General features: G+C 71.1%; 15 protein-coding genes. 6 read left to right on the top strand and 9 right to left on the bottom strand.

The annotated features are described in order from the left end of the window. Positions 1-35 precede the first annotated feature (35 nt). Positions 36-5,498, bottom strand: coding sequence for an ATP-binding protein (locus AB0C03_RS24310; protein WP_030330491.1), 5,463 nt, complete (start codon positions 5,496-5,498; stop codon positions 36-38). A gap of 299 nt (positions 5,499-5,797) precedes the next feature. Here AB0C03_RS24310 and AB0C03_RS24305 point away from each other — a divergent pair, with 299 nt between their 5' ends. Together AB0C03_RS24305 and AB0C03_RS24300 are read left to right on the top strand one after the other, a co-directional pair. Then, the gene (locus AB0C03_RS24305) at positions 5,798-6,892 is read left to right on the top strand and encodes a winged helix DNA-binding domain-containing protein (protein ID WP_357638974.1); all 1,095 of its coding nucleotides are present in this window, start codon (positions 5,798-5,800) and stop codon (positions 6,890-6,892) included. Between the two features lie 218 nt (positions 6,893-7,110). Beyond that, positions 7,111-7,845: a cellulose binding domain-containing protein gene (locus AB0C03_RS24300; RefSeq protein WP_210862201.1), complete on the top strand. Its 735-nt coding sequence runs from the start codon at positions 7,111-7,113 to the stop codon at positions 7,843-7,845. A 55-nt stretch (positions 7,846-7,900) separates the two neighbouring features. Here AB0C03_RS24300 and AB0C03_RS24295 read toward each other — a convergent pair whose 3' ends face one another. The 4 genes from AB0C03_RS24295 to AB0C03_RS24280 all read right to left on the bottom strand — a co-directional run bounded on the left by AB0C03_RS24295 (position 7,901) and on the right by AB0C03_RS24280 (position 12,853). Next, on the bottom strand, positions 7,901-8,698 hold the full coding sequence (locus AB0C03_RS24295) for an SAM-dependent methyltransferase (RefSeq protein ID WP_210864446.1): 798 nt from the start codon (positions 8,696-8,698) through the stop codon (positions 7,901-7,903). A gap of 124 nt (positions 8,699-8,822) precedes the next feature. Beyond that, positions 8,823-9,479, bottom strand: a complete 657-nt coding sequence (locus tag AB0C03_RS24290) for a response regulator (protein ID WP_030330483.1) — start codon at positions 9,477-9,479, stop codon at positions 8,823-8,825. Next, complete coding sequence (locus AB0C03_RS24285) at positions 9,476-10,774, bottom strand: sensor histidine kinase (RefSeq protein WP_357638971.1); 1,299 nt, start codon at positions 10,772-10,774, stop codon at positions 9,476-9,478. Before AB0C03_RS24285 ends, AB0C03_RS24290 begins: the two co-directional genes overlap by 4 nt. A 42-nt stretch (positions 10,775-10,816) precedes the next feature. Then, positions 10,817-12,853 carry a serine hydrolase domain-containing protein gene (locus AB0C03_RS24280; RefSeq protein WP_357638969.1) on the bottom strand — a complete coding sequence of 679 codons (2,037 nt, stop codon included), beginning with the start codon at positions 12,851-12,853 and terminating at the stop codon, positions 10,817-10,819. A 341-nt stretch (positions 12,854-13,194) separates the two neighbouring features. Here AB0C03_RS24280 and AB0C03_RS24275 point away from each other — a divergent pair, with 341 nt between their 5' ends. Next, complete coding sequence (locus AB0C03_RS24275) at positions 13,195-15,276, top strand: PQQ-dependent sugar dehydrogenase (RefSeq protein WP_210860409.1); 2,082 nt, start codon at positions 13,195-13,197, stop codon at positions 15,274-15,276. A gap of 165 nt (positions 15,277-15,441) precedes the next feature. On the opposite strand, the gene helR is transcribed toward AB0C03_RS24275, so the two are convergent. Next, positions 15,442-17,598 (bottom strand): RNA polymerase recycling motor ATPase HelR, encoded by a 2,157-nt coding sequence (helR, locus tag AB0C03_RS24270; RefSeq protein ID WP_357638967.1) that lies wholly within the window; start codon positions 17,596-17,598, stop codon positions 15,442-15,444. 153 nt (positions 17,599-17,751) lie between these two features. Further along, entirely contained in the window at positions 17,752-18,132 is a 381-nt protein-coding gene (locus AB0C03_RS24265; RefSeq protein ID WP_208648924.1) for a YccF domain-containing protein, read from the bottom strand. 16 nt (positions 18,133-18,148) lie between these two features. Here AB0C03_RS24265 and AB0C03_RS24260 point away from each other — a divergent pair, with 16 nt between their 5' ends. From AB0C03_RS24260 to AB0C03_RS24250, 3 genes are all read left to right on the top strand, one after another. Continuing rightward, entirely contained in the window at positions 18,149-19,003 is an 855-nt protein-coding gene (locus AB0C03_RS24260) for a glycerophosphodiester phosphodiesterase family protein (RefSeq protein WP_357638965.1), read from the top strand. 1 nt (position 19,004) lies between these two features. Continuing rightward, entirely contained in the window at positions 19,005-19,553 is a 549-nt protein-coding gene (locus AB0C03_RS24255; protein WP_357638963.1) for a DUF4231 domain-containing protein, read from the top strand. 94 nt (positions 19,554-19,647) lie between these two features. Further along, positions 19,648-20,244, top strand: coding sequence for a hypothetical protein (locus tag AB0C03_RS24250; RefSeq protein WP_051708284.1), 597 nt, complete (start codon positions 19,648-19,650; stop codon positions 20,242-20,244). A 47-nt stretch (positions 20,245-20,291) separates the two neighbouring features. On the opposite strand, the gene AB0C03_RS24245 is transcribed toward AB0C03_RS24250, so the two are convergent. Together AB0C03_RS24245 and AB0C03_RS24240 are read right to left on the bottom strand one after the other, a co-directional pair. Next, complete coding sequence (locus tag AB0C03_RS24245) at positions 20,292-22,208, bottom strand: glycerophosphodiester phosphodiesterase family protein (protein ID WP_030330463.1); 1,917 nt, start codon at positions 22,206-22,208, stop codon at positions 20,292-20,294. A gap of 102 nt (positions 22,209-22,310) precedes the next feature. Further along, positions 22,311-23,045, bottom strand: a complete 735-nt coding sequence (locus tag AB0C03_RS24240; protein WP_357638960.1) for a cellulose binding domain-containing protein — start codon at positions 23,043-23,045, stop codon at positions 22,311-22,313. Between the last annotated feature and the right edge of the window lie 49 nt (positions 23,046-23,094).

Genomic DNA, 23,094 nt, shown 5'->3' with positions numbered 1-23,094 from the left:
CAGGAACCGAGCCCACCCCGCCCGGTCTCGGTGGGTCACCCCAGGCGGGCCTCGATGGCCTCGATGATGCGTGGACGCAGCTCGGCGGCGCGGATGACGGCGTCCACCGAGCCGACCTCGACGGCGCGGTGGATGTTGTGCACCCGATCGAACTCGGCGGCCACCTCGCTGAGCTTCTCCGCGCGCACCGACGAACGCAGCTCGTCGAGCTCCGCCGTCAGCGCGGCGCGTTCGGTGCCGGCCGCGGCGGCGGCGCGGGCCTCCAGGTCCCGCACCCGCGGGTCGGCCGACGTACGGGCGTTGACGTCGGCGGAGAACACCACAGCGGCGGCGGGTGCGCCACCGAGCACCGAGGCGAACGAACCCTCCAGCGCCAGCACCGTCATGTTCGGGTTCAGCGCCTTCGAGAACACCACGAACGCACCGCCGTGGTAGCGCGAGATCACGCAGAAGACGATGGGACCCCGGAAGTTCACGATCGCCCGGCCGATCTCAGCGCCGTACTCCAGTTGCAGCTTGCGCATCGACTCCGGTGAGCCGTCGAAGCCGGACAGGTTCGCCAGCACCACGAGCGGCCGATTGCCGCTGGCCGCGTTGATCGCCCGCGCGGCCTTCTTCGACGAGCGGGGGAAGAGCGTGCCCGCCGTGTAGGTGTCCGGACCGTCGGTGGGCGGGAAGCCGTGCCGCGGCACCGACCGGGACTCGATGCCGAGCAGGCAGACCGGGATACCACCGAGGTGGACGTCCTGCACGACGGCGGTGTCCGCGTCCGCCATGCCGGCCCAGCGCTCCAGCACCGGGTGGTCCTGGTCGGAGAGGGCCCGCATCACCGTCCGGATGTCGAACGGCTTCTTGCGGTCCGGGTTGGACTCGGCCGAGAAGATCTCCCCGACGGTGGCGAAGGCACTGCCCGCCACGTCGTGCGGGAAGTCGGAGATGTCCCGGTCGGTCGGGTCGGCGGTGACCGCCCGTCGGGGCGCGTCCTCCCCGGGCGCGACGTACGTGTGGTCGTAGTGGGCCATCACCACGTCGCGGGCGGCGGTCAGGTTCGGCGCCCAGTACTGCGCCTGCCCGTTCGGCCCCATCACCCGGTCGTAGCCGCCGATGCCGAAGTTGTCCTCGGCCGACACGCCGCCGGAGAAGTCGAGCGACTGCTTACCGGTGAGCACCATCGCCGAGTCCGGCGTCATCACCAGGATGCCCTTGGTGTGCATGAGCATTGTCGCCTCGGCGTTCCAGTACGGCTGAGCGCCGACGTTGATGCCCGCGACCACGATGTTGATCTCACCGCCGGCCTGGGTGAACTCGACGATCCGCTTGAGCGCCGCGGCCACCCAGTCCATGTTCTCCGTGCCGGAGGTCATCGAGATCCGCGCCCCGGCGGACAGCGCCCACCACTCCAGCGGCACCTGCATCCGCTCGGCCAGGTCCAGTGCGGCGATCACGCGCCGGCACTCCGGCTCCGACAGAGCGCCCAGCGACTTCGTCGGGTCGCCCAGCAGCACCACCCGGGTGACGCCCTGCGGGTGCCGCTCGGTCGGCGTGGTGACCACCCCGGCCACGATGGCAGCGGCGTTGCGGCCCTTCGGCCGGTCCACCGGCGTCAGCACGTGGTCGTCGTCGAGGTCGTGCTCGACGAAGTCACCGAGCCGGCCGGTCAGCTCGTACGGGTACACGGTGTTGCGGCTGCTGGCCCGCAGCACCTTGAGCCTGTACTCGTCGAGTGGCTCGATCGGCTCGACCGGCGGTTCCCCGATGGTCAGGTCGGCGCCGCCCGCGGCGTCGAACGAGATCCGTACGGCGATCCTGGTCAGCTCACCGGTGCGGCGGTCGCGCTGCCGCGCGATGAACAGGATCTCCTCCAGGCCGGCGCCCGCTGTCGTCGGGCGCACCCGCCCGGCGATCATCTTCATCTCCTCGCGGGTCAGCTCGCTCGGCGGCCACACGTAGACCACGATCCGGTTGGTGTTGAAGCGCGTCTTCGACGGCCGCCGCGACTGGGCGCGGCGGATCGAGTCGAGGCAGGCGGCGATGGCGTCCTCGGTGGTCGGCAGCGCGACCAGGCGGCCGTCCTGCTCCCGCAGTTCGGTGAGGTCGCGCACCTGCGCGAACGCGACGAGGCGCTCGTCGGCCCGGTTCTCCCGGGCGACGCACTGGAAGAGGTAGACCTCCTCGTCCGACGACGGCAGCCGGGTCAGGTCGAACTTGTGCAGCCGCTCCAGCTGCATCCGCTGCGCGATGTACGGGTGCAGCCCACGGATCAGCCGGTCCTCGGTCAACTGGTCGCCCGACGGACGGAAGGTGAAGTGGTGGTGCATCACCGCACCGCCGCGACCCGCGACGGTGGTGGTCACCCGCCGGACCTCAGGTGGCAGCGGGTGCGCGGCGATGACCTCGGCCAGCGCCGCCGCCATCGCGTCGAAGTCCTCCGGCTGGTTCTCCCAGCCGAGGTAGATGTCGGCGTCCACGGCGTCCTCGCCGGCGGCCAGCTCGGCCAGCCCGCGCAGGGCGCTGCCCAGCGCGTCGAAGCGCACCGCGGCGGATACCACGCTCGAGTCGGCGCGTTCGGCGACCACGAAGGTGCAGTCCGCGACCGCGCGGGTACGCACGCTGGTGAGCGACCGGTTGCCGTAGTACCGCCGGGTCAGCACCTCCAACATGACCGCGTTGTCGAGGTGGTCCCGAACGAGCCGCTGGCCGAGCAGCCGGACCAGCGGCTCGGTGCTGCGTACCATCTCGGCGATGCGCTCGGCGCGGTCCGGCGCGTCCGGCTGCGCGTCCAGGTGCCGCAGGTGGCCACGGACCTCGGCGTAGACGCGGGCGCGGTTGCGGCGCAGCAGCGGCTGGGCGAACCAGGCGAACACCACGCCACGGGCGAGGTCCGCGACCACGGGGAAACGGACCTGCGTCGCGGCGATCAGCCGCTCCAGGGCGAGGCCGGCCGGCTCGCGCAGCGTCTCGTCCGGCGGGGTCTCCCGCAGCCAGGCGCGCAGCAGTGCCGCGATGACCTGCGCGTCCGCGGACGCGCGTTGTTGGGCGAGGAAGATCCGGAAGACGGCGGCCTCAAGGGCGGGGGTGCGGTCCAGGTCGGTGACGCCGTAGCGGCTGAGCGCCTTGCCGAGCCTGGTCTGGAAGGCGTCCGGCAGCCCGGCCCGCTCGACGTCGAGGCTCTGCAGGTAGGTGTGGAAGTACTCCCGGGCGCTGTGGACGTGCGCGGCGCCGCCGTCCTCGCCCGTCGGCCGGTTGCGGCTCAGCTCGGCGAGATCGGCGAACACCTCGATGAGGTCGAGTTCGGCGGCCAACGTGGACTGGCCGGCCTCGATGGCCGCCCGCCGCGCGGTGAGGTAGCCGTCGAGCACCCGGCTGTCGTCGTGCGGGTCGACGTCGAAGCCGAGCAGCAGACCGCGCAGGTCCTCCTGACCGCGCCTGCTGCGTTCGGACGCCGGGACGTCCGTGGCGGCGCTGGGCAGGTCCAGTTCGACGGTGTCGGCGGTCGGGTCGCCGGCGGTCTCCTCGGCGTCGTCCGCGAGCGGCTCCAGGCGCAGCAGCGGCGCGCCCGCCTCCACCTGGCTGCCCACCGAGACGGCGCACTCCTTCAGCCGCGCCTTGAACGGCGCCCGCAGCACCGTCTCCATCTTCATCGCTTCCAGCACCAGCACCGGCGCGCCCGCCTCGACCTCGGCGCCGATCTCCAGTGGCGTGGCGACGACCAGCGCGGGCATCGGAGAGCGCAGGACACCGCCCTCATCCCGGCTGACCCGGTGCGTCACGCCGTCCACCTCGACCAGGTGGGTCGGCCCGTACGTGCCGGTGAGCAGCCGGTATCGGACGCCGTTGACGACGATCTGACCGGTGTGCCGGTCGAAGCGGTCGAGTTCGACGTCGGCGGTGCGCACGACCGGACCGGTCTCGATGCCGACCCGGAAGCGGTGCGCGCCGACCCGGGCCACCCGGGTGCGGTACCCGACGCCGCGCAGCTTGAGGTCCAACGGCCGGCCGCTGGCGTGCTGCACCTGGGGGCGTCCGCCGGCTGCCGTCGACAGCAGCCGCTGCCGCTCGACGCGCTCCTCCTCCTCGTACGCCTCGATGGCGGCGGCCGCCAGGGCGACAGCGGAGTGGCGGTGCGTGACGAGCCGGCCCTCGCCGCGGACGCGGTCGATCCAGCCGGTGTCCGCGCTGGCGTCGATCACCTCGGGCTGGTCGAGCAGGTCGAGCACGAAGCTCTTGTTCGTCGCCCCACCCTCGATGATCACCGTGGTGTTCGCCATGGCCCGGCGCAGCTTGCCGAGCGCCTCGTCACGGTCGCGGCCGTACGCGATGATCTTCGCGATCATCGAGTCGAAGTCGGCCGGGATGGTGTCGCCCTCGCTGACGCCGGTGTCCACCCGGATGCCGGGACCGCTGGGCAGGTCCAACCGGGCGATGCGGCCGGGCGACGGCGCGAAGTCACGGTCGGGGTCCTCGGCGTTGAGCCGCGCCTCGATGGCGTGCCCGCGCTCGGCCGGCGGCGCACCGACGAGGCGTCCACCGGAGGCGACGTGCAGCTGTGCCTTGACCAGGTCGAACCCGGTGGTCAGCTCGGTGATCGGGTGTTCGACCTGCAGGCGGGTGTTGACCTCGAGGAACGCGAACAACCGGTCACCGGGGTGGTAGAGGAACTCGACGGTCGCCGCGCCGCGGTAACCGACCGCCACGGCCAGCCGCTCGGCCGACGTCTTCAGCTCGGCGGCCTGCGCCGGGTCGAGCACCGGCGACGCCGACTCCTCGATGACCTTCTGGTTGCGTCGCTGCACCGAGCAGTCGCGGACACCGAGCGCCCACGCGGTGCCCTGCCCGTCGGCGATCACCTGGACCTCGACGTGCCGGGCCCCGGTGACCAGGCGCTCCAGGAAGACGATGCCGCTGCCGAACGCCCGTGCCGCCTCCTGGCTGGTGCGCTCGTAGGCGTCGACCAGCTCGGCCTCGTTCCTGATCACGCGGATGCCGCGTCCGCCACCCCCGGCGGTCGCCTTCAGCATCAGCGGGTAGCCGATCTCGGCTGCCGCGGACCGGGCGGCGGCGAGGGTCTCGACAGCGCCACGGCTCCAGGGCGCGACCGGCACGCCGACCTTCTCGGCGATCAGCTTCGAGCCGATCTTGTCGCCGAGCTGGCGCATGGCGTCCGCGCTCGGCCCGACGAAGGTGACGCCGATCTTCTCGCACAGCTCGGCGAACGCCGGGTCCTCGGCGACGAAGCCCCAGCCGACCCAGGCGGCGTCGGCCCCGGTCTCGGTCAGTGCGCGCTCCAGCACCGCCAGGTTGAGGTAGGGGCGCGCCGACGCCGGGCCGAGATCGTAGGCGATGTCCGCTTCGCGGACGAATGTGGCGTTGCGGTCGACGTCGGTGTAGAGAGCCACCGTTTCGAGCTGGATGCCGGTCTCCGCGGCCAACTCGCGGACCGCGTGGATGAGCCGCATGGCGGCTTCACCACGGTTGACGATGGCGACACGGTTGAACACCCGAAAGACCCCTTAGCTAGACCTCGACCTGCATGCCGCGAGACGACGGCTCCCCGCAGTGATCACCTTTCCGCGTGGCGGCGGCCAGCGCTATGGCGCAACCACCGAACCAACAGTCGCTCAGTTGTAGGAAGTGCACAAAACTTTTTGGCGTCCCCGGGGAGGGCGTCGACCTCCACCGACCCACCCCGGCCGGGACCGCCACGGTACCCGCCACGTGCGCAGCGGCGGCCACGCGCCGGCGGCGCACCCGCAACTGTCACCCCCGGTCGGACAATCAGGTCGACCGAAGGGACCCGATGACAGTTCTCGACACCCGGGCGCTCAACCGCGCGACGCTCGCCCGGCAGCTGCTGCTCGACCGCGCCGACCTGCCCGCGCTCGACGCCGTCGCCCACCTCGGTGGCCTCCAGGCCCAGGAGCCGCAGGAGCCGTTCATCGGGCTCTGGTCGCGGCTGCGCGCGTTCGATCCGACGGTGCTGTCGACGTTGCTGATCGAGCGACACGTGGTGCGGACGCACCTCATGCGCCGCACCGTCCACCTGCTCGCCGCCGACGACGCCGTGGCCTGGCGCCCCCGCCACGACGCCATGCTGCGACAGCGGGTGCTCGGGGTCTACCGCGGCGAGCTCGACGGGGTGGATCTCGACGACCTCACCGCTGCTGCCCGGGCGTTGATGGCCGACGGCGAGCCGCGTTCGATGCCGGAGATCGGGCGGGCGCTCGGCGAGCACTGGCCGACGTCGGAGCCACGGGCGTTGGGCGAGATGGCTGTCGCACTGCTCCCGATGGCGCAGTTGCCGCCGCGCGGGGTGTGGCGGGCGAAGGCGGGCGTGCGCTACGTCCTGCTCGCCGCGTGGCTCGACCGGGAGCTCGAACCGTCGAGCGCGCAGAGCGCCGATCCGGTCGGTCAGGTGCTCGTACGCCGCTATCTGGCCGCCTTCGGCCCGGCTGCCTCGGCCGACCTGCGGGCCTGGTGCGGCCTCGCCGGGTTGCCGGCTTCGGTGACTGCGATGCGCGACGAGCTGGTCACCTTCCGCGACGAGCGCGGCCGGAAGCTGATCGACCTCCCCGACGCGCCGCGCCCCGACCCGGACACGCCCGCCCCGGTGCGGTTCCTGCCGGCGTTCGACAACGCGATCCTCGGCTACGACGACCGCAGCCGGATCATCGACGACGCGCACCGTCTCCTCTCGGTGGCCGGCGAGCGCGTGGTGCTCGTCGACGGTCGGGTCGCGGCGACCTGGACCGTCGAGTCGGGCACGGTGACCGTCAGCCCACTGCGAGGGCTCTCCCGGGCCGAACGGGAGGCCGTGGGGGAGCAGGGGCAGGCACTCGCGTCCTTCCTCTCCGACCACGAGAGCGACCGGGTGCGGGTCGACCCGTCTCCCTGACGACGGACGATGGGATCGTGTTGTATCGATTCCTGTCGACTGCCATGCTGTGGTTCGGTAGTGCGCGGGGAGCCAGCGCGCACCAGTTCTCCTCCGGTCCACAGGGCGCACGAGGTGGCCACGTCACCCGTGCCGGGCAGCCTCGTCGGCGACCGGAAACCGAGCGCGGCACCGGCCACCCCCTCGGTCATCGGTGCCCGGCAACCACGGAGGTACCGATGCTTCGCATGTTCCTCGCTGTCACGACCATGGCGCTGGCCGCCTGGGCCGGGACGACCACCGCCGCCGAGGCGACGCCCACGCCGTCTTCCACCCCGACACCGACGCCGACACCGACGCCGACCTGCCCGCCGGCGTTGCCGATCAGCGCGAGCGTGGCCGGGGCCACCACCACGAGCCTGACCATCTCGTACTCCATCTTCTTCCGCCCGCCCTGCGGCTACGACCCGCCGATGACCGTCAGCCTCTTCACCAGCCGCGAGGACGCCCAACAGTGGCGGGCCGTCGTCGCCGAGGGTGTCTCCGGGCCGGAGCGCAACGGCTCGGTGACCATCGACCGGCTGACGCCCGGCACCGAGTACTGGTACCGGTTCACCGACGTGGAGGGCCGGCGGGACCCGTACGTGATCGCCTCGGGGCGCACCGCCCCGCTGACCTCGTGCCGTGCGACGGCCACGATCGACACCCACTGGGGCGGCGGCTTCGTCGCGACGGTCACCGTCCGCAACACCGGGACGCTGCCGCTGGACCGGTGGCGCGTCTCCTGGCGGTGGTCCGGTGACGAGCGGGTCCAGGCGGCCTGGGGCGGGGTGGCCGAGACGACCGGCACCGACGTCACGGTGCGCAACGCGTCGTACAACGGGGCGCTGGCGCTGGACACGGCGACGACCTTCGGTCTGCTCGTGGCGACCAGTGCGGTGCCCGACGGCCTGACCCTGACGTGTGAGCGGTGAACGACGTCCGCCCCGCTCCGGCGCGACGGCGGGAGCGGGGCGGACGTCGTGCCGGTCAGGGCTTGCGGGCCACCGCGCCGTAGGCGTCGATCCCCACGGCGTCGGGAGTCTCCGGTCGCCACAGCGGGATCGGCACCAGGCCCGGCTCCACCATCATCAACCCGTCGAAGCAGCTTTCGAGCTCCTCCGGGCTGCGCAGGATGTACGGGACGCCGCCGCTCTGCGCCAGCCGCTCGGCTCCGGAGACCACCGCCGGGCTGGTGTTGGTGCCGTCCCAGAGCACCAGGTGCGACCCGGACGGCACCGCGTCCATCGTCCGCCCGACGATCGAGCGCACCACGTCCAGGTCGGGCTCGTAGCCCATCACGCCCATGTACATCACGGCGATGGGCTGGTCGAAGTCGAGCGTCTGCGCCGCCTCGGCGAGGATCTTCTCCGGGTCGTGGTAGTCGGCCGGGACGTAGGTGGTGACCCCTTCCGAGGTCGTGCTGGCCAGCAGCGCCCGCGCGTGCACCAGCACCATCGGGTCGTTGTCCACGTAGACGATGCGCGAGTCGGGCGCGACGGCCTGGGCGACCGCGTGCGTGTTCTGCATGGTGGGCAGGCCGGTGCCGATGTCCAGGAACTGCCGGATGCCCGCCTCGGCCGCGAGGTGGTGGACCGCCCGCACCAGGAACACGCGGGACTGCTGTGCCATGAGGACGATCTCCGGGTAGACCTCGGCGACGGCGTCGCCGGCTGCCCGGTCGGACTGGAAGTTGTCCTTGCCACCCATCCAGTAGTTCCAGATCCGTGCCGCGTGCGGCACGTCGGGCTGAAGTTTCGCGGCGAGTTCGGGGTCCGGGCCGGCCATGCCTGGCTCCTATCGAGGGGTCGTCAGCTGGAGGTCACCACGGCGGTACGACCGGGATCGTACTCCGCGGGTGTCCACACTCGACCGGGGGAGGACGCGCCGTCGGCCTGCGGATCGGCCGCTGTCACCGGTGGGCAACCCCGTTCTGGTACGCCCACACGACGGTCTGCAGCCGGTCCCGGGCGCCGATCTTCGCCATCGCCCGCCCGAGGTGCGACTTGACCGTGCTGGTCTCGATGAAGAGCTGCTCGGCGATCTCGACGTTCGACAGGCCCTGGGCGAGCAACTCCACGATCTCGGTCTCCCGCGCGGTCAACTGGTGCGCCGCCGCGGCGTCCGATCGGGGAGCGGGCGTACGCCTGGCGAACTCCGAGATCACCCGGCGGGTGACGGCCTGGTCGACGAGCCCGTAGCCGCTGGCCAGGCGACGGATCGCCTCGATCAGGTCCTCGGGCTCACAGTCCTTGAGGATGAACCCGCTGGCACCGGACTCCAACGCGCCGAAGACGTACTCGTCGAGGTCGAAGGTCGTCACGACGAGTACCGCCGGTGGCGTCCCGGTCGCCTCGGCGACGATCCGCCGGGTAGCGGTGAGCCCGTCGCCGTGCGGCATCCGGACGTCCATGCAGATGACGTCCGGTTGCAGCCGGCGGGCCAGTTCCACAGCTGCGGACCCGCTCGACGCCTCCGCCACGACCTCGATCTCACCGTCCTGTTCCAGGATGACGCGGAAGCCGGCGCGGACCACGGCCTGGTCGTCGACGAGCATCACTCTGATCATGCTGGGGCCTCTTCCTTCGGCCGTGAGGTGGCGGGACCGTTCGTCGGAAGTGTCGCGGTGACCGACCAGCCACCGGCAGCCGTCGGCCCGGCGGCGAACGTCGCCCCGATCAGCTGGGCGCGCTCGCGCATGCCCACCAGGCCGACACCACCGGTTCGCGCCGCCGGCACGCGCCGCGGCGCGGCCGGGTCGTTCACCACCTCCAGCGACACCGAGCGGGGCGCGAAGCGGAGCACCACCCGTGCCGCGGCGCCCGGGGCGTGCTGGCGGGCGTTGCTGAGCGACTCCTGCGCGATCCGGTAGAGCGCGACGTCGGCGATCGGCGGCACCTCGCGTTGTTCGCCCTCCCGGACGAACTCCACCGGGCCGGCGAGGCTGCCCGCGGTGCGCACCAGGTCGTCGAGCATGCCCAGACCCGGGACCGGGGCGGCACCGTCGCCGCCCTCGTGCCCCGGTCTGCCGCGCAGCACACCGACGACCAGCCGCAGGTTGTCCAGGGTCTCCTTGCCCTGACTGCGGATCCAGGCCACGCCGGCCTTCGCGGCCGCCGGGTCCCGGTCGATCAGCCGCTCGACCGCGGCGGCCTGCACGACCATGCCGGAGAGGTGGTGGGCCGCCACGTCGTGCAACTCGCGGGCCATCCGGGATCGCTCCGCACCGATCGCCGCCTGGACCTTCGTGTGCTGCTCCCGGATCGCCTCGTCCGCGCGGACCCGGACCAACTCGACGTAGCGGCGGTGGGTGGCCACGTAACCGCCGACGAAGGTCGCGCTGGCGTAGGTCAGGGCGCTCGCCGAGACGTACGCGAGTGCCGCCAGCACGTCCGGGATCACCACGACGGCCACCCCGATCGACTCGACCGCCACGGCCACCCCGACGGCCAGCAGCGCACGCCGAACCGGCAGCAACGACCCGACGGTGTACGCCGCGATGAACGGGGCGATGCCCCGGATCGTCGCCTCCTCGGGCAGGGAGACGCCGATGATGGGCAGCTGAAGGCCGACGATGAGCGCGAGGCAGAGCAGTGGCCGGACCCGACGCAGGCACAGCAGCATCGCCTGCGCGCTGCACACGGCGATGAGCAGCCCGGCCCGCGCCGGGTCGAACGTCACCCCCTCCGCCGGTGCCACGAACCGGAACAGCACCGTCAGCAGGACGAACGTCGAGACGGTCAGCGTCGCAGCCAGCAGGCAGTCGCGGGGGAACACTCCGGTCAACCCGAGCCGGGTGAGCCGTCCGTCGAGCCACTTCGTCAGTCGGTGGGTGCCGGGTTCGGTGTCGGTGTGATCCCTCATGCGGTGCGCATCCTTGCTCCGGATCGTCCCGGGTCGGGCGGGTCAGTAGGAGATGCTAGGCGCGAGCAGCTGGAACTCCACGGCGAACCAGCCCGCGGCGGCGAGCGCGAGCACTGTCAGCCCGCTGCCGGCGATCCGCCGCCAGCCGACGTGGCGTCGCACGTCGTCGACCAGCCGGACCGTGGCGGGCAGCACCCCGAGCAGGCCGATCAGCTGCAGCACCTGGATGGTGCGCAGGGCGCCATCGGGAACGTCCTGCAGGCTCATGATGCTGATGATGCTCAGCACCCAACCGGCGAACGCGAGCAGCGTGCCGGCGACGGCGAGGCGGCTCAGGATCCGCGCGGTACGCCCCGCCCGGTCCCGGGGCGCGCGACGCAGTCGACGGCGGACGATCGCGCCGACCGGCCAGGACAGCACGGTGAGCAGCAGCACGACTGTCGACACGGCCAGCACCGGGACAGCCAACGCGGAGGCGCGGGCGGGCTCGACGGGCAGCAACGTGAACGCGGAGTCGAAACTGATCGCCTCGACCCGGTCGTCGCCCGCCCGCATGGCGATCGTGCGCTGCCCGCCGACCTCACGCCAGACCCAGGGCGCCACCTCCTCGTAGCGGGCGGGGGAGTCGGAGAGCGGACCCGGCACCATCAGCAACCGGTTACCGTCGGTGACGCTGACGGTGGTCCGACCGACCAGGCCGATCGCCGTCAGGAAGTTGCTCCGGATCGCGCGTGAGGACTCGTACGTGCCGGCCGCCAGCGCGGCGTGCGTGGCGGTGGTCTCCGGGTCCACAGTGGTTCCCGGCTGGTCGTCACCGGCGGGGAAGTAGCGGTCGGCGAAGCCGTTCACGATCGACTCGCGAAGCTCCTGGCTGTCGAGCGCGCCGGAGCCGTTGCTGTTGAGGGAGAGGAAGATGCCGGCCCGGTCGTCGGGGTAGATCTGCAGGTGGGAGTGGAAGTACTTGGTGTCGCCGCCGTGGCCGAGGATCCGGTGGCCGTTACGGTCCTCGGTGAAGAAGCCGAGGGTCATCCGGGGTCCGTCGGCCAGCGTGCCCAGCGCCGTCGAGTCGAGCGCCGGCCGCTGCATCAGGTCGCGGGTGGGTTTGTCCAGCAGGGGCGCGAAGCCCACCGGCTCGCCGAGCTGGGCGATCATGAATCGCGCCATGTCCGTCGCCGGGGCGCTCAACGCACCGGGCGGGGGCGTGCCGACGATCTCGAACGGCGCGGCGGGCCCGGCGGAGGTGTCGTACCCGTTGGACATCCGGTCGCGCAGCGCCGCCGGGAGGGGCTGCTCGAAGGTCGACGACGGCATGCCCGCGCGGTCCAGGATGTTGCGCTGGACGTACTCCTCGAAGCGCGTCCCGCTGACCCGTTCGACGATGTACCCGGCGAGGGCGTTGCTGTAGTTGGAGTAGGCGGGGACGGTGCCAGGCTCGTAGATCTGCTCGGGCGGGTCGGTCGCCAGGGCCTTGCGCAGGTCGACGGTGCCGCCCTCGGTGCCGATGAGGCCGGCGATCCGCTCCTCGAAGCCGGCGGTGTGCGTCAGCAGGTGCCGCAGGGTGACGGCCCGCTCGTAGTGGCGCGGCAGGTCGAAATCGAGGTACGTCTCGACGTCGGCGTCGAGGTCGAGCTTCCCGCTCTGTACGAGTTGCAGCACGGCGGTGGCGGTGACCAGCTTCGACACCGATCCCATCCGGAACAGGTGCCGGTCCGGGTCGACCGGCACGGCCGGGTCACCGTCGGCACCGGTGTCGGCGTACCCGTACCCCCGGGTTGTGACGATCTTGCCGTCGTGCACGACGGCGATCGTGGCGCCGGCGATGCCGGTGCGGTCCAGCGCCGCCGGCAGCAGGCCGTCGAGCCAGGCGTTGACGTCGGTGTCGGTCAGAGCCGAACCCGCCCCGCCGCTGGCCGCGGGTGCCGCCGGAGCGGCGATGGGCGGTGCGGGATTGTGCTGCGGTGCGCCGCAGCCGGCGACGCTCACGGCGATGACGACGGTGGCCGCCACCACCGCGCCGAGCCGGACGAAAGGTCGCCCCGACCGGGGTGAGCCGGGGGCGGGAAGAGGACGTGATCGCATCGTCTGCCAGTGCCTTTCCTGGCTAACGGGTGTCCGGAGCAGGTCCGTACGGCGTCACCCGAAGCCATGGAACAAGCCTGTTCGAGGGATCGGCCCCAACCATCTGGCGCAGGACGGCACTGCGCCTACGACCTGAGGAGGAGGGGCGGCTGCGCCGATGGTGGGGCGGCACCGCCCTCGTTGCCGCTCCGGTCGCCCCGATCTGCGGGTTTGCCCTCGATCGAGAGACATCGTTTGACTTGGGCGCCAAGCACATCTTTGATAGTCAATGTGTCTGTTCGGCGTGGTCGGGCGCCTGGTCGCCTGGGTGGGCCGGTCGATGCCCTGACCCTGGAGGCCTGATGCGAGTCATCGCGTGGAGAACCCCGAGCCGCCCACGACGGCGGCTGTTGCCGGTGGCGATGGCGGCGGTAACGCTGCTGAACCTGGCCGTTGGTGTGCCGGCGGCCGCCGCGGCGCCGTCGACCGTCGTCGGTGTGGCCAGCGGTCGGTGCCTGGACGTGGTCGGCAACGTCAGAACAGCCGGGGCCGGCATCAACATCTACGACTGCAATGGTCAGGCCAACCAGGCGTGGACCTTCACCTCAAGCGGCGAGCTGCGGGTCTACGACGAGACGATGTGCCTGGACGTCGTCGGCCAGGACACCACCGCACCGGCCGCGCTGCAGATCAACAGCTGCACCGGAGGGGCCAACCAACGCTGGCGGATCAACACCTCCGGGACCATCGTCGGCGTCCAGTCCGGCCTGTGCCTGGACGTGACCGGCGCGGGCACCGCCAACAGCACCACCGTCGGCCTCTGGACCTGCAACGGCCAGTCCAACCAGCGGTGGACGACGTCTCTCGGCAGCGCCGACGCCCAGCCGCCGACGGCGCCAGGCAGCCCACGGGTGAGCGGCCTGACCTGCAACTCGGTGACGTTCGCCTGGAACGCCTCGACGGACAACGTCGCGGTGGCCTTCTACGACGTCTACCACGACGGCCAGCTGATGACGTCGGTGAGTGGCACGACGCTCTCCACCAATCTGACGGTGGTCGCCGGGGCGACCTGGGGCCTGTACGTCAACGCCCGCGATGCCGCCGGCAACGTGTCGCAGGCCAGTGCCACGGTGTCGATCACTCCGCCGCCCTGTCAGGCCGACAGCCAGCCGCCGACGGCGCCGCAACAGCTCACCGGCACCGCGTCGGGCACCACGGTGACGCTGCGCTGGACAGCGTCGACCGACAACATCGGGGTTCGGGCGTACGACATCTACCGGGCTGGCGTGAAGGTGGGAACGGTCACCGGCACGCCGCCGGCGACCACGTTCACCGACAGTGGTCTGACGGCGAACACCTCCTACCAGTACTACGTGGTGGCTCGGGACGCACAGGACAACGCCTCGTCGCGTAGCGGCACCGCTACGGTGACCACCGGTGCGGCGTGCGCCAACCCGGTGTGCGGGGTGCGGCAGGTCAGCACCGACACCGACATCCCGTGGGGTCTGGTGACGTTGCCGGACGGCAGCGTCCTCTACAACCGGCGCGACGCGCACGACATCATCCAGCTCAACCCGACCACCGGGGCCAAGACCAACCTGGGCACGGTGCCGAACGTGCAGAGCACCGACGGTGAGGGTGGCCTGCTAGGGCTCGCCATCTCGGCCAGCTACTCCAGCGACCGTTGGCTGTACATCATGCACACCTCGCCGAGCGACAACCGCATCGTCCGGATCAGGTTGGAGAACGGGCGCCTCAACACCGCGAGCGAGCAGGTGCTCCTCACCGGTATTCGGCGTAACAAGTACCACAACGGTGGTCGGCTGCGGTTCGGCCCGGACGGCAAGCTGTACGCCAGCACCGGCGACGCACAGAACGGCAACTACGCCCAGGACCGGTCCAGCCTCGAAGGCAAGATCCTGCGGCTCAACCCGGACGGCACCGTTCCCTCGGACAACCCGTTCGGCAACTATGTGTGGAGCTACGGCCACCGCAACCCCCAGGGGCTGGCGTTCGACTCGCAGGGCCGGCTGTGGGAGCAGGAGTTCGGCAACTCGATCATGGACGAGACCAACCTGATCACCAAGGGCGGGAACTACGGCTGGCCGGCGTGTGAGGGCACCAGTGGCTCCTGCGGTACGGCCGGGTTCATCGCACCGGCGCGCACCTACCCGACTGCCGAAGGGTCCTGCTCCGGCATCACGATCGTGCGCGACGCGCTCTACGTGGCCTGTGCCCGAGGTGCTCGGATGTACCGCGCGGTGATCAGCGGCAGCAACCTGACGAACGTGCAGACGTACTTCAGCGGTACCTACGGTCGGTTGCGGACGGTGGAGCCGGCCCCCGACGGGGGACTGTGGCTGACCACCACCAACGTCGGTGACAAGGACAGCACCCCGAACAACAGCAACGAGAAGATCATGCACGTCACGCTGGGCGGCTAGGTTCGACGGCTCCGCAGACGCGATCGTGGTGCACCGAGCGACATCGGTCAGGTGATGTGGCGGAAGAGCGCCATACCACTGAGGCATGCATATGCCTCAGTGGTATGGCCGCCGTAACCGAAACTGCCCCGGACGCCCCCCGAAAACCGCGCTGGCCGGCTGCCCTCAGCCGCTGCTCAGGAGCACGAGTTGCTGCGTGGCCCGGGTCATCGCGACGTACCTGTCGACGGCCCCTTCGATGCCGGCGCCGAACGTCTCCGGGTCGATGAGAACGACCAGGTCGAACTCCAGCCCCTTGGCCTGCTCCGGGCTCAGTGACCGGACCCGGTCCGTGGGCGGGAAGGTCGGGTCACCGATGACGCAGGCGATCCCCTCGGCGTGCGCGGCGAGCCAGCTGTCGAGGATCGACAGCAGGTCGGCGACGGACCCGTGGACGACGGGCAGCCCGTTGCCCCGGATGGAGGTCGGCACGTTCGCGTCCGGGAGCACGGCCCGGATGACCGGCTCGGCCTGCGCCATGACCTCCGCCGGGGTGCGGTAGTTGACGTTCAGCGAGGTCACCGTGATCCGGTCGAACCCGACCCGCTTGAGGCGTTCCTGCCACGACTCGGTGAACCCGTGCCGGGCCTGGGCGCGGTCGCCCACGATGGTGAAGCTGCGCGACGGGCACCGCGCCAGCAGCATCTGCCACTGGGCGTCGGTCAGCTCCTGTGCCTCGTCGACGACGATGTGCGCGAACGGGCCGGCCAGCAGGTCCGGTTCAGCGTCCGGCAGGCCGGAGTCGTCGACCAGGACCTCGCGCAGGTCGGGTTGGCGCAGCATCGTCAGCAGGCCCTCGCCGTCGTCGTAGGTGTCGGCGGCGAGCAGTTCGTCGACGACCCGGGCCATGTGGTCGCGTTCGACGGCTGCCGCCGGGTCGTGCCGACGGGTGCGCCCCGACCTCTCCGCGTCACCGAGCCGCTGCCGTGCCGCGTCCAGCAGCGGCAGGTCGGACACGGTCCACGCCCGGGGTTCGTCGCGTTGCAGCTTGCGGACCTCCGCCGGGCTGAGCCACGGCGCGCATGTGCGCAGGTACGCGGGAACCGACCACAGATCACTCACGAGATCGGCCGCGTGGAGCAGCGGCCAGGCGCGGTTGACGGTCGCCCGCAGGTCCCGGTTGCGCAGCAGCGAGTCGCGCAGCACGTCGTCCGGTTCGTCGCCGTCGTACCTGTCGGTGAGGATGGCGAGCAGTTCCTCCCAGATCTCTTCGCGCGCCTCGTTGTGCGGGGTGCCCAGGCCCGGCGCCCGGAACGCGTCGGCCCAGTCGTCGGCGCTCAGCCGGAGGTCGGAGTCGCCGACAGTGATCGTCATCGGGGTGACCGGCGGGTCCTCGTAGAACCGGACGGCCGCGTCGATCGCCCGGACCAGCTCGGCCGAGGACTTCAGCCGGGCCACCTCCGGGTCGGCCTCGACGGTTGCCGTCGCCCCCTCGGGGACCAGGTCGCGCAGCGTGCAGGTCTGCACGTCCTCCTCACCCAGGCTGGGCAGAACGTCGCCGACGTACGCCAGGTAGGGCTGGTGCGGCCCGACGAAGAGCACCCCACCCCGGCGCTGACCGAGGCGCGGGTCGGAGTAGAGCAGGTACGCGGTCCGGTGCAGGGCCACGACGGTCTTCCCGGTGCCCGGACCGCCGTCGACCACGAGGGCCCCGGCCGACCCGGCCCGGATGATGGCGTCCTGGTCGGCCTGGATCGTGCTGAGCACGTCACGCATCCGGGCCGATCGGGCGCTGCCCAGGCTCGCGATGAACGCGGACTGGTCGTCGAGCGCGGCGGCGTGGCCCACCAACCCGTCCGGGGTGAACACCTCGTCCCAGTAGTCGCTGATCCGGCCGCGGGTCCAGCGGTACCGGCGGCGGCTCGCCAGGCCCATCGGGTTGGCGTGGGTCGCGCCGAAGAACGGCTCGGCGGCGGGTGAGCGCCAGTCGAGCAGCAGCCGTCGACCGGTGCTGTCGGTGAGGCCGCGACGTCCGACATAGACCGGCTCGGGACTGTCCGCCTCGACCAGGTGACCGAGGCACAGGTCCAGCCCGTAGCGGCTCAGTGAGCGCAGACGGGCGGTCAGCCGACGAACCTCCTCGTCCCGGTCGACGGCCTGGCGGCCCTTGCCGCCGGGTGCCCGGCGCGCGGCGTCCAGGCGGTCGGACAGCTCGGCGGTCAGCTGCGCGAGGTTGCGCGCCATGGCCGCGAAGTGCCGCTCGTCCTGGGCGATGAGCGCCGGGTCGGCCTTGGGGGCGAGGTGACCGGGTAGTGCGAACACGGAGGTAGGCAAGGAATTCATGTCATGACGTCCATTTCGGCAGATTCAAGCCTCGGCCGACGATTCTGCGTCATAAACGGGGTCTTGCCGCAAGCCCCCCAGTGCGCTATAAGTTAGAAGTGGCGGGAGACCCGGGGTCTCCCGTTTTTCGTTGCCGACCGACGCGCAGTGCCGTCACGGGGCGTCGACGACCTCGCGGCCGAGCGGCCAGAACGCGGCCGGAACGAGCTTGAAGTTGGCGATGCCGAACGGAATCCCGATGATCGTGACGCAGAGGGCGATGCCGGCGAGGATGTGGGAGAGCGCGAGCCACCACCCGGCCAGCACCACCCACAGGATGTTCGCCAGGCCGGAGCCGACGCCCGCGCCCGGCTTGGGCACCAGGGTGCGTCCGAAGGGCCACAGCGAGTAGACCGCGAGGCGCAGCGACGCGACGCCGAACGGGATGGTGATGACCAGGACGAAGCAGATCAGCGCGGCGATGCCGTAGCCGGCCGCCAGCACGATGCCACCGCCGAAGACGAGCCACAGCACATTCAGTACGAATCGAATCACCACTCCAGCATGAAGCATGCTCACCACCCGGGCGCCCGGTAAGGTACCCGCAACCCCTGCACGGCGTGCGGTAGCCCGGTTCTGCGAAGCTCAGGAGGATCGTGTGTCGCCCGATGACGGTTGGCTGCTCGACACCCCGATCGCACACCGCGGGCTGACCGGCCACAATCGACCGGCGAACTCCCTCGCGGCGTTCGAGGCGGCCGCCGACGCCGGCTACGCCTGCGAACTGGACGTGCAGCTCACCCGCGCGGGCGAACTCGTCGTCGTCCACGACTACGACCTGGCGGCGCTCACCGGTGCGGAGATCGCCACCGCCGAGTTGACCCCGGCCGACCGGCAGCGACTCCGGTTGCAGGGCACGGACCAGCGCATCCCCACGCTGTCGGAGGTGCTGGAACGGGTCGCCGGACGGGTGCCCCTGCTGATCGAGCTGAAACGGCCGGCGCTCACCCTCAACTTCGATCTCGTCGAGGAGGTGCTGCGGCAGACGACCGACTATCCCGGACGGTACGCTGTCGAATCCTTCGATCCGCTGCTCGTGGCGGCGCTGCGGGTCGCGGTGCGCAAACTGCCGCCGCGCCAGCGGGTGCCGGTGGGGCGCATCGGCGGGCTACTGCGTACCGCCGGGCCACTGACCCGGATGGTGGGTCGCAGCATGGTCAGCAATCTGGTCACCCGACCCGATTTCCTGGCCTACGAGGTGGACGCATTTCCGTCCGGTCTGACGGCGTGGTGGCGTCGACGTGGTGTTCCGGTGATTGCCTGGCCGGTCGCATCACCGGAACGGGAGATGTTTGCCCGTCAATACTCCGACAACATCGTATTCTCGGGCTATAGACCGTCGCATGGCCAGCGTCTAGCATCGTGACGTGTCTGTTGACCAAGGACAGAGCGGGTTGCTCGCCAAGTCGCAGAACGGGGCCCCCGGCGATCCGTTGCAGGTCTACCGCGCGTTGGCGGAAGACAGCATCAACAAGCTCAGGGACCAATACGACTGGCGGGCCAAATGGCACCGGCGACTGTTCCGATTCACCGGCATCCTGGTCATCGTCATCAGTGCGTCGCTGCCACTGCTCGCCGGCTTCAGCTACCCCGGTAAGAACCTGGTAATTGCGGTGTCGGGTGTGGTCATCGCGGTGGCCACCGCGTTACGCACCTTTTATCAGTGGGATCAGATGTGGGCGCTGCTGCGACGTACCCATTTCGCGCTCATCGAGGCGAGCAACCACTGGCGGCTCGCGTTCGGTCGCGCCGAGGCGACAGCTGATCCGGCCGAGCGGGAGCAGCGCGCCTACGCGGCGACAGAGGAACTGCTGGCGAAGATCGAAAGCATTCGCGGTGCCGAGACGGAGAAGTTCTTCAGCTCGTTGGCCTTCCCGGATGAATCCGCGCTGACGGGCAAGCCGTTCGGCCCCTGACCACGGCTCGGTGAAACACCTGATACGACATCCAGGGCCAACCGGGGGACGTACCCGGAGGTCGCCAGGCGTCGGCGGTCACATGATGGCTGGCATGAAACGCGCAGCGCTCTTCGTGATCGCCGGACCGGTCGGCATCGCCACCTACGGCCTGGTTCGTCTGTGGGGAAGATCCGACGGGGTGTACGGCCCCGGGTTCGACTGGCAGGCCGCCCACCTGGTCGCCCTCGCCGGCATGGTGTGCTTCGTTCCGGGTGTGCTCGCGCTGTCGCACCTGCTGCCCCGCTCCGCGTGGCGCACCGGGGTGGTGGCCGGCACACTGGTCGGCCTCGTCGCGACGATGGTGCAGTTCGGCGCGGACATCGTGGAGGGGTTGCTGGCCGACGACCGGGCGGAGATGTCCCGGCTCGGCGCGAGCTTCAAGGACATCCCCGGCGTGGAGGTGGCCTTCTACGACGTCGTACCCCAGCTCTTCTTCCTCGGCCTGCTCGTTCTCGTGGGCATGCTCGCCGCCCGACGCCGGCTGCCGTGGTGGAGCGTGCCGGTGCTGCTCGTCGGCATCGTCCTACCGGCGGTCAATCTCGACCTGCTTCCCATCGGCGGCCTGTGCATGGCGCTGGCGTTGGCGCCGGCGCTGCCGCTTCTCCGGCAGCGGGGCGAGCGGGCCGAGTCGCCCGTCGCCGTCCGCTGAGGACGCCGGGTGGCGCTGGCCTCGGACCAGCGCCACCCGGCGAACCGTCACTTCAGGGCGAGGGTGCGGGCGTCGGCGGCGATGACGCTGGCGGTCTCGGCCGGCACCTGCTTGCCGGCCTGCCGGTCGACGTAGCTGGCCAGCTGGGCGTACTGGGCGTGGGCCAGCTTGGTGGTCATCGCGGTGACGGCGGCCGGATCGGCGCCCGAGGTGAGGATCAGGTAGCCGAGGCCGGCCTGGCTCACCGTCACGGTGAAGGTGCTGGTCGCGGTGGCGGTGCCGGCGGGCCCGGTGGCCTCGGTGGTGAGGGTGTGCCGGCCGGCGGTCAGCCTGGCCAGGTCGAGGGCGCGCCCGGCGGCCGACGTCTTACCGTCCAGCTTGACCGTGACGGTTTCCGCGTTGGTCGCGGCGACGGCGATCACCGGGGACTGCGCCCGGTCCAGCCGGGCCCCGTTGGCCGGCGAGGTGATCTGCACTGTCGGGTCGGCGGAGGGCCGCTGGAGGAAGGCCGCGTTCCAGCCGACCAGCTCGGCCGTGCGGTTGGTGATGACCGCGTCGGTGCCGATGCGCTCCAGCCGCTGCCACAGCGCGGCCGAGTCCATCGTCCAGGCCATCACGGCGACCCCGGCGGTGTGCAGCGCGGCGACGACCTCCGGCTTGGCCAGCAGCGCGTTGCCGTCCGGGTTGTACGCGGTCAGGTGCAGCTCCTTCGCGATCGCCACCGGGTCGGCGTCGAGGGTGCTGCGGAGCAGACCGAGTGGTAGCTCGGGGGCGATCTCGTAGGTGTACCTCAGGGCGTCGACCTCGAAGCTCTGAATGAAGACCCGGCCCATCATCTGCTCGTCGCGGATCACCTGGATGATCGTGGCGACCTCGTCGCGGGTGTGCTTGCCCTTGATCTCCACGAGCAGGTTGCCGCCCCGGGTCCGCAGGTCGGCGAGCTGCTCGGCGAGGGTGGGCACCCGCTCGCCGACGTACTGCGGGCCGAACCAGGAACCGGCGTCGAGTGCCTTGATCTGCGCGGCGGTCAGGTCCCGGATGTTGCCGGTGCCGTCGGTGGTCCGGTCGACGGTGCCGTCGTGCAGGATGAACGGGATGCCGTCCTTGCTCGGCTGGACGTCGTTCTCGATCCAGTCGGCGCCACCCTTGCGGGCGATCTCCTGGGAGACGAGGGTGTTCTCCGGTGCGGCGGCGGACGCGCCCCGGTGGGCGATCACGGTGAGCGGGCTGCCCTCGGGGCGGAGGTAGCCGTTCGGCGCCAGCTCGGTGACGGTGACGTCGTCGTACGACACGGTCGCGCCGTTCACGAAGAGCCCCTGGACGCCGTCGGCGGAGCGCTGGAGGCTGCTCGTGCGCATCGCCTCCCGCCCGTCGAAGATCCAGCGGGCCTGGTTGCCGTGCACCTCGACGGCGACGCGGACGTCCCGGCCGGTGCCGGCGGCGGACGGGGCGGAGGCGGTGTTCGTCACCACCCAGGCGTCGGCAGTGGTCCGCTGGGCGAATTCCAGCCCGTTGGCGGCGGTGGTGCCGCTGCGCATGGTGGCGATCCACCAGGGGGTGGCGCCGTTGGCGGGGACGTCGATGCCGAGCGAGGCCCAGCGGGTGGCGGCCGAGACCGACTCGAAGCGCATGGTCGCCTCGAGGCGGAAGTCGTTCAGGTGCCGACCAAACGTGATCTTGTTGTTCGCGCTGGCGCTGGCCGAGGTTCCGTACAGTCGGCCGTTCTCGACCTTCCAGGTGCCGTCGACCGCGTTCCAACCGGCGGGCAGTGACCCGGTCGAGAAGTTCTCCGAGACGACCACGTGGCCGGGCTCGGCGGTGGCGGGCGACGAGGTCGCGACGGCGACCCCGACGGTCGCGCCGGTGACGGCGAGGGCGGCGACGCCGGCAGCGACCCGGGTACGCAGCGCACCGAGGCGCGACCCGGCGCGGCGAAGCGACGGTGATGCGGGTAGGACAGTCATGGTCGGGACGGTACGAAGCGTGCCCGAACTAATGATCAATCAAGCGTGGCTGCCGCCGGAACGTCGGGTGTACCACGCTCGATCGGGACGTCACTGACACGTTCAGTCGGACAGGCCGGCGCAGGCGACCCCGTCGATGGTGCACGCCTCGGGGGCGGAACCCGTCAACGAACCATTGACCCGGAACGTCACCTGGATCGAGGCGCTCCCGGGCACCGGAGCGGTGTCGCTGTCCGGCACGAACGTCCACACGGCACCGTCGTGGCTGGCCTGTGCGCCCTCGACCGCGCTGATCCTCAGCGACTCGCGGGGCAGGGTGACCACCAGCGTCCACTGCGGCGCCGCGACCGTGCCCGGATTGCTGATCGTCACCGTCGCGCCATAGCTGAGCAGGGCGTTGTCAGTGATGGCGAAGTCGGCGCTCAGGGCCGCCGCGGTGGGTTCGGCGCTCGCGCCGGTCGGGGTGGGCCGGGTCGACGCCTCGGTCGGTGGGGCCGAGGAGGCCGAGGTGGGCGGGGGAGTGGGCACCGTCGGGCTGGTGAGCGCCGGTCGCGCCTGCGCCCGGGGCGTATCGGACGGCGTGGCGCCCACCTGCTGCACGGACGGCGGCGGGTCGAGGGTCACCGGCGTCAACTTCTCCGGCGTACGCAGCACCCCGACCACTGACACTGCCGTCGCGACCAGCACCCCGAGCGCCGCGATGACGGCCAACCAGGTGGCCCGCGAGACGTCCTCCCGACCGGTGAGCACCCGCCGTGCGGCAGTGACGAGGGCCACGACCTTGTCCAGCAGGATGATCGCCACGGTACGGCGTGGTTGGGGTGGTGTTGCCGGCACTGCCTGTCTCTCCTTCAGTTCGTCGCCGGGTACGGGCCCACGATCCGCC

The sequence above is a fragment of the Micromonospora parva genome, from assembly GCF_040649675.1.
Taxonomy (GTDB): domain Bacteria; phylum Actinomycetota; class Actinomycetes; order Mycobacteriales; family Micromonosporaceae; genus Micromonospora; species Micromonospora parva.
Note: the sequence above shows the minus strand (reverse complement) of the source record. Positions and strands in the feature narration are given on the sequence as shown.

Coding starts and splice junctions, on each gene's coding strand:
- AB0C03_RS24295 (WP_210864446.1), bottom strand. CDS start 8,698: ATGGCCGGCCCGGACCCCGAACTCGCCGCGAAACTTCAGCCCGACGTG.
- AB0C03_RS24305 (WP_357638974.1), top strand. CDS start 5,798: ATGACAGTTCTCGACACCCGGGCGCTCAACCGCGCGACGCTCGCCCGG.
- AB0C03_RS24290 (WP_030330483.1), bottom strand. CDS start 9,479: ATGATCAGAGTGATGCTCGTCGACGACCAGGCCGTGGTCCGCGCCGGC.
- AB0C03_RS24300 (WP_210862201.1), top strand. CDS start 7,111: ATGCTTCGCATGTTCCTCGCTGTCACGACCATGGCGCTGGCCGCCTGG.
- AB0C03_RS24260 (WP_357638965.1), top strand. CDS start 18,149: ATGCTCACCACCCGGGCGCCCGGTAAGGTACCCGCAACCCCTGCACGG.
- AB0C03_RS24280 (WP_357638969.1), bottom strand. CDS start 12,853: ATGCGATCACGTCCTCTTCCCGCCCCCGGCTCACCCCGGTCGGGGCGA.
- AB0C03_RS24250 (WP_051708284.1), top strand. CDS start 19,648: ATGAAACGCGCAGCGCTCTTCGTGATCGCCGGACCGGTCGGCATCGCC.
- helR (WP_357638967.1), bottom strand. CDS start 17,598: ATGAATTCCTTGCCTACCTCCGTGTTCGCACTACCCGGTCACCTCGCC.
- AB0C03_RS24285 (WP_357638971.1), bottom strand. CDS start 10,774: ATGAGGGATCACACCGACACCGAACCCGGCACCCACCGACTGACGAAG.
- AB0C03_RS24245 (WP_030330463.1), bottom strand. CDS start 22,208: ATGACTGTCCTACCCGCATCACCGTCGCTTCGCCGCGCCGGGTCGCGC.
- AB0C03_RS24275 (WP_210860409.1), top strand. CDS start 13,195: ATGCGAGTCATCGCGTGGAGAACCCCGAGCCGCCCACGACGGCGGCTG.